At 67.2% G+C, this 6236-nt stretch carries 5 protein-coding genes and 3 tRNA genes; 5 read left to right on the plus strand and 3 right to left on the minus strand.

Annotation, left to right across the window (positions count from 1 at the left end):
* The 3 genes from HUW53_RS21585 to HUW53_RS21595 form a co-directional block, all read right to left on the minus strand.
* A partial coding sequence (locus HUW53_RS21585) for a GTP-binding protein (RefSeq protein ID WP_237347806.1) occupies positions 1-354 on the minus strand: 354 nt, incomplete at its 3' end.
* Positions 355-485: 131 nt separating this feature from the next.
* A tRNA-Gly gene (locus HUW53_RS21590) sits at positions 486-559 on the minus strand.
* A gap of 240 nt (positions 560-799) precedes the next feature.
* Positions 800-884 (minus strand) — tRNA-Tyr (locus HUW53_RS21595).
* A 370-nt stretch (positions 885-1254) separates the two neighbouring features.
* Here HUW53_RS21595 and rlmB point away from each other — a divergent pair.
* From rlmB to HUW53_RS21620, 5 genes are all read left to right on the plus strand, one after another.
* Positions 1255-2097 (plus strand): 23S rRNA (guanosine(2251)-2'-O)-methyltransferase RlmB, encoded by an 843-nt coding sequence (gene rlmB, locus HUW53_RS21600; RefSeq protein WP_237347807.1) that lies wholly within the window; start codon positions 1255-1257, stop codon positions 2095-2097.
* A gap of 337 nt (positions 2098-2434) precedes the next feature.
* On the plus strand, positions 2435-4102 hold the full coding sequence (locus HUW53_RS21605) for an MFS transporter (RefSeq protein WP_237347808.1): 1668 nt from the start codon (positions 2435-2437) through the stop codon (positions 4100-4102).
* 248 nt (positions 4103-4350) lie between these two features.
* Positions 4351-4425 (plus strand) — tRNA-Thr (locus tag HUW53_RS21610).
* 180 nt (positions 4426-4605) lie between these two features.
* Positions 4606-5610: an LLM class flavin-dependent oxidoreductase gene (locus HUW53_RS21615; RefSeq protein WP_237347809.1), complete on the plus strand. Its 1005-nt coding sequence runs from the start codon at positions 4606-4608 to the stop codon at positions 5608-5610.
* Positions 5611-5748: 138 nt separating this feature from the next.
* On the plus strand, positions 5749-6236 hold a 488-nt coding region (locus HUW53_RS21620), incomplete at its 3' end, for a 4Fe-4S dicluster domain-containing protein (protein WP_237347810.1).

Genomic DNA, 6236 nt, shown 5'->3' on the forward strand with positions numbered 1-6236 from the left:
CTCGCGGGTCTGCGGCATGGGGCCGTCGGCGGCCGACACCACCAGGATCGCGCCATCCATCTGCGCCGCGCCGGTGATCATGTTCTTCACATAGTCGGCATGCCCGGGGCAGTCGACGTGCGCATAGTGGCGGTTCGCGGTCTCATACTCGACGTGCGCGGTCGAGATCGTGATGCCGCGCGCCTTCTCTTCCGGCGCCTTGTCGATCTGGTCGTAGGCGGTGAAGGTGGCGCCGCCGGTCTCGGCCAGAACCTTGGTGATCGCAGCGGTCAGCGAGGTCTTGCCATGGTCGACGTGACCAATGGTGCCGATGTTGCAGTGCGGCTTCGAACGGTTGAACTTCTCTTTGGCCATCGTTCTCTCTCAGTCGGTCGGGCGCCCGCACGGGCCGCAAAAAAAGCCGCCGTGGGATAGGGGGTTTCGCGCCGGGATGCAAGACCCGCGCTGCGAGGTGCGAAAGCCTTGCCGGCGAATCACATGAGGATTGGAGCGGGTGAAGGGAATCGAACCCTCGTATTCAGCTTGGAAGGCTGCTGCTCTACCATTGAGCTACACCCGCCTCGCGGTGAGCCATAACACGCTCGCCGCACCTGCGGAAGACGCCCCGCGCACGCTTGGAGCAACACGGCCGGATCGGCTCCGCATCACACCGGTGGCGCTCGGCGTCCCTTTGGCCACCACCCGGCGAATGCCCCGGCTGAAGCCGTGGCAAGGCGGCGTGGCGAACGGATCAACGCCACCGGGAACCGCAGCCGCCTTCTTCCCAAGGCAGCCGCACTCCGGCACACGCGACGACGGGTGGTGGAGGGGGTTGGATTCGAACCAACGTAGGCAGAGCCAACGGATTTACAGTCCGTCCCCTTTAACCACTCGGGCACCCCTCCATACGACGGCCCGTCGTCGAGTCCATCCCGTGGGATGGCTCAGCCCGGCACGACATCGGCGGATCCGCATGCGAATCGCGCCGTTGTCTGGCGGCCGTTGGCGACGCGAGACGCTCGGGCCACCGGCTGAGGACCGGGTTTATGTAAGCCGCCTTCGCTCAAGTCAACCGCAAAAGCGCGTGGTCGACACCGGCCTGTGGACGACGCCGCGGCCGGCAGGTTCCGGACCCGGCAACCGGCACCGCCTCCCTCTTTCGCGCCGCGCCCGATCTTATTTCGCGGGCCGCGCCCGATCTTGCGCAGGATTTGGGGTCCAGGCCCGCGTGCGAAGGGCTTGCGCGCGGGCGCCGGCTCTGACAAAGCCTCGCCCATGGCAGACTCTCCCCATAAGCCCTTCCGTCCTTCCGGTCCCCGGCGGCCTTTCGCTGGCAAGGGAGAAGGACCGCGTGGCGGACCGCGCCGCCCGGCCAAGGGCGGGGCTCCGGGCTGGTCCGGTGAGGACGATGTGGCCCTGCTGTATGGCTGGCACACGGTGGCCGAGGCGCTCGCCAATCCCAACCGGCATTTCCGCAAGATCCTCGCCACCGAAAACGCGGCCCATCGGCTGGTCGAGGCCGGCTTCACCCTGCCGGTGGAGCCCGAAATCGTGCGTCCCTCCGAGATCGACAAGCTGGTGGGTGCCGATGCCGTGCACCAGGGACTTCTGGCGGAGGTGGACCACCTGCCCTCCCCGCGCCTGAAGGATATCGCCAAGACCGATCTGGTCCTGGTGCTGGACCAGATCACCGACCCGCACAATGTGGGCGCCATCGTGCGCTCGGCCGCGGCATTCGCGGTGAGCGCCATCGTCACCACCGCGCGCCACAGCCCGGTGGCCACCGGCGTGCTCGCCAAGAGCGCCTCCGGTGGCCTGGAACATGTGCCCATCTGCCTGGTGCAGAACCTCGCCCGCGCCCTCAACGAACTGAAGGACAACGGCATGCTGGTGGTGGGCCTCGACAGCGAAGGCGCCGCCGACCTGGAAGATACCCCCCTCCACGCGCCGCTTGCCCTGGTGCTCGGGGCGGAGGGCAAGGGCCTGCGCCAGCTCACCCGCGAGACCTGCCACGTCCTGGCGCGAATCGACCTGCCCGGCGCCATCAAGAGCCTGAACGTCTCCAATGCCGCCGCCCTGTCCCTGGGCATGGCCCGTCATGCCCTGAAGCGGGGCTGAGCCAGCGTTTCAGCGTTAAGCGCCATGACGGTACCGCTCGACATCCCGTTGCGGCATTGCACCTAAGACTAATAGACTATCGTCGAAACGCCTCATCCCCGCCACAATGACGGCAGGCGCATGCGCGCCCAGCTTTGCCGCACCGCCCAAACCAAGAGGCGGACGGTCGGGCCGAAGGAGGAACGCCCCGTCATTGCCGCAGGCCGGCCGACCCCGCCCTGCGCGCAGCGTTTTTGATGTGGCCTCTCCATCCGGCACGCGCCCCGGCAGCGCGAAAGCCTGAGCTCAGCCCCGCCGGGGGAACACGGCCGGGGCGTCCACGTGGGAGGACATGTCCATGAGCGTAACGACCGCGCGGGCGGCGGCAGCCCCTCGCCCCATGACCCGAGAAGAGAAGCGGGTGATCTTCGCTTCGTCCCTCGGCACCGTCTTCGAATGGTATGATTTCTATCTTTACGGCTCACTGGCGGCGATCATCGGCGCCCAGTTCTTCTCCGCCTACCCGCCGGCGACGCGCGACATCTTCGCATTGCTGGCCTTCGCGGCGGGCTTTCTGGTGCGCCCCTTCGGCGCCCTGGTGTTCGGCCGGCTCGGCGACATGGTCGGGCGCAAATACACCTTCCTCATCACCATTCTCATCATGGGCCTGTCCACCTTCCTGGTGGGCATCCTGCCCAGTGCCGCCGCCATCGGCATCCTCGCGCCGGTGATTCTGATCGCGCTGCGTCTCTTGCAAGGCCTTGCGCTCGGCGGTGAATACGGCGGCGCCGCCACCTATGTGGCCGAGCACGCGCCCCACGGCCGGCGCGGCTTCTATACCTCCTGGATCCAGACCACCGCGACGCTCGGCCTGTTCCTGTCGCTCATCGTCATCCTCGTCACCCGCACCCTGACGGGCGAAGAGGCATTCCGCGACTGGGGCTGGCGCGTGCCGTTCCTGGTCTCGGTGCTGCTGCTCGGCATTTCGGTGTGGATTCGCCTGCAACTGTCCGAATCGCCCACCTTCAAGCGGATGAAGGAGGAGGGAACCACCTCCAAGGCGCCGCTGTCGGAAGCCTTCGGCCACTGGGGCAACATGAAAGTGGTTCTGATCGCCCTGTTCGGCTTGGTCGCGGGCCAGGGCGTGGTCTGGTACACGGGCCAGTTCTATGCCCTGTTCTTTCTGCAATCGATCCTCAAGGTGGATGGCTACACCTCCAACCTGCTGATCGCCTGGTCGCTGGTGTTCGGCACCCTGTTCTTCGTGTTCTTCGGCTGGCTGTCGGACAAGATCGGCAGAAAGCCCATCATCCTCGCCGGCTGCCTGATCGCGGCGGCGAGCTACTTCCCCCTGTTCAACCTCATCACCACCTATGCCAACCCGCCCCTGGAGCGGGCGGTTCAGAACGTGCGGGTAACCGTGGTGGCCGACCCCGGCAATTGCGGCTCCCTGTTCAATCCCGTCGGCACCCGCGTCTATACCCAGCCGTGTGATGTCGCCCGTGACTTCCTGGCCAAAACCGGCGTGAAGTATGGCACCGCGCCCGGCGCCCCCGACAGCCCGGTGGAATTGAAGGTGAACGAGCAGACCGTGCCGTTCGGCCCGGATTTTTCGAAGAATGCCATCACCGCTCTGCAGGATGCGGGCTATCCGAAGGCCGGCGCGAACAGTGAAGTGGTGAAGATGGCCCACCCGTTCGACATCTTCCGCCCGCAGGTGGCGGCAGTGATCGGGCTTTTGTTCATCCTGGTGCTGTTCGTCACCATGGTGTACGGCCCCATCGCGGCGGCGCTGGTGGAACTGTTCCCCGCGCGCATCCGCTACACCTCCATGTCGCTGCCCTATCACATCGGTAACGGCTGGTTCGGCGGCCTTCTGCCTGCGACGTCTTTCGCCATGGTGGCGGCCACCGGAGACATCTATTTTGGCCTCTGGTATCCGATCGTGATTGCGTTGATGACCTTCGTCATCGGTCTCCTGTTCGTGCCCGAGACCAAGGACCGCAACATCGATCACTGGCACTGAGTGCCTCAAAGAAACCTCTGGCGCGGCGCCTGCCGCCGCGCCCCTCCCGGGACGGCCCCGCACGGTGCGGGGCCGCTTTTTTTGCAGGTGCCTGCTCTGCCCCGCCTCGCGGCCGTCGGCCTCAACGCGCCTCCCGCTTGACGCCGACGGCCGGGCGAGAGAAGAAGGCGGCGTCGGCAGCGGGACGAGATGCCCCCGGGCCGGCCCGCCGCGCCGCCACCGCGACGGGCTTTTCAAGATCGAGTTGGGCCGGCTTAGCACAGCGGTAGTGCAGCGGTTTTGTAAACCGAAGGTCGGGGGTTCGATCCCCTCAGCCGGCACCAGTTCCGCCCATCGCGGCGCGAGGATCACGCGGCTAGGGCGCGCGCGACAGTGTTAAGGCGGCCTGTTTTTGACCCACCAGACGATTGAATGCCGGGCGACACGGCTTACATGCGTTTCGTGTTACATGCGTTTCATGCGCGGGGGGCGGCGCAGGCTGTGCAGCCAATCTCGGGGCCTTCATGACCGCTTTCTCGATCCTTGATCTCGTCCGCGTCACCGTGGATGGCGACGCTCGCGCGGCGCTCGACAATGCCCGCGACCTCGCGACCCACGCGGAGCGCTGGGGCTATCGCCGCTTCTGGGTGGCGGAGCATCACAACATGCCGGGCATCGCCTCCGCCGCCACCGCGGTGGTAATCGGCCATATCGCGGCCGGCACCTCCACCCTGCGGGTGGGGGCTGGCGGCATCATGCTGCCGAATCATTCCCCCATGGTGGTGGCCGAGCAGTTCGGCACCCTCGCCCGCCTGTTTCCCGGCCGCATCGACCTTGGGCTCGGGCGGGCGCCGGGGACCGACCAGGCCACCTTCCGCGCCCTGCGCCGCACCTATGCCGATGCCGAGCGCTTTCCGCAGGATGTCCTCGAGCTGCAAGCCTATTTCCAGCCCGTCCAACCCGGCCAGACGCTCCAGGCGGTGCCGGCGGCGGGGGTCGAGGTGCCGTTGTGGATCCTCGGCTCCTCCACCTTCGGCGCGCACCTTGCCGCTGAGCTGGGCCTTCCCTACGCCTTCGCCTCCCATTTCGCGCCCGACCAGCTCATGGAGGCGCTGCACGTCTACCGCGGCCGGTTCAAGCCCTCGGCGGCGCTGCAACGGCCCCACGCCATGGCCGGCATCAATGTGATCGCCGCCGACAGCGACGCTGACGCCCGGCGGCTCGCCACCACCCAGCAGATGTCGTTCACCAACATCTTCCGCGGCGCACGCGGGCTGAGCCTGCCCCCCATCGACGACATCGAGACCTATTGGAGCCCGGCGGAGAAGGCCCAGGCGCAGCGCATGCTCGCCCGCTCCGTGGTCGGTGGCCCCGACACCGTGCGGGCGGGCCTGTCCGCGTTCATTGAAGAGACCGGCGTGGACGAGGTGATGGTGGTGTCCGACATCTTCGACCCCATCCTGCGCCTGCGCTCCTTCGAGCTCATCGCGGGGCTCGGCCTCGACGGGGGCGCCGCGCCGGCGGTCTGACCCCCGCCACCCGCCGTTGGGCCTGTGAGCCTAGCTCACGGGCCTTTGGTCAAGGCCGCGCGGCGCCTGAGCGAATCCACTTGGCACCGGTCAAAGACCGGGGCCGATGGTGTAAGGGCGGCGGCGGGAGCTTGCGGCATGAAGACCTTCCTCGACTGGTCGGCATACGACATCTACGGCATCGGCGACGCCCACTCTGGAATCCCTGCAACCGGCGGAAATGATGCGAAAGCGGTGGCGGTGTGCATGCACAGCCGCGATTGTCGCAATCTCGGCAAAGGGGTGATGTGCCCGTCCTACCGCATCACCGGCGACACCGCCCATTCCACCGAAGCGCGGGTGGCCGCCTTCAAGGCCGCGCTCAACGACGGCTCCGATGCCGCCGCCTTCGCCGATCCGCGGCTGGACGCGGCCATGGACCTGTGCGTGTCGTGCAAGGCCTGCAAGAAGGAATGCCCGAGCGCGGTCGACATGACGCTCATCAAGACCGAATACCTCGCCCAGCGCCACGAGATCAAAGGCGTGCCCACCCGCACCCGTCTGTTCGGCGGCGTGCCCGAATGGACCGGGCGCCATCGCCGCCTGCTGCGCGCCGCCATCCGCCTGCGCAACCGCTGGCGGATGGC

The organism is Xanthobacter agilis, from assembly GCF_021730435.1.
Lineage (GTDB): Bacteria > Pseudomonadota > Alphaproteobacteria > Rhizobiales > Xanthobacteraceae > Xanthobacter > Xanthobacter agilis.

Coding starts and splice junctions, on each gene's coding strand:
- HUW53_RS21605 (WP_237347808.1), top strand. CDS start 2,435: ATGAGCGTAACGACCGCGCGGGCGGCGGCAGCCCCTCGCCCCATGACC.
- rlmB (WP_237347807.1), top strand. CDS start 1,255: ATGGCAGACTCTCCCCATAAGCCCTTCCGTCCTTCCGGTCCCCGGCGG.
- HUW53_RS21615 (WP_237347809.1), top strand. CDS start 4,606: ATGACCGCTTTCTCGATCCTTGATCTCGTCCGCGTCACCGTGGATGGC.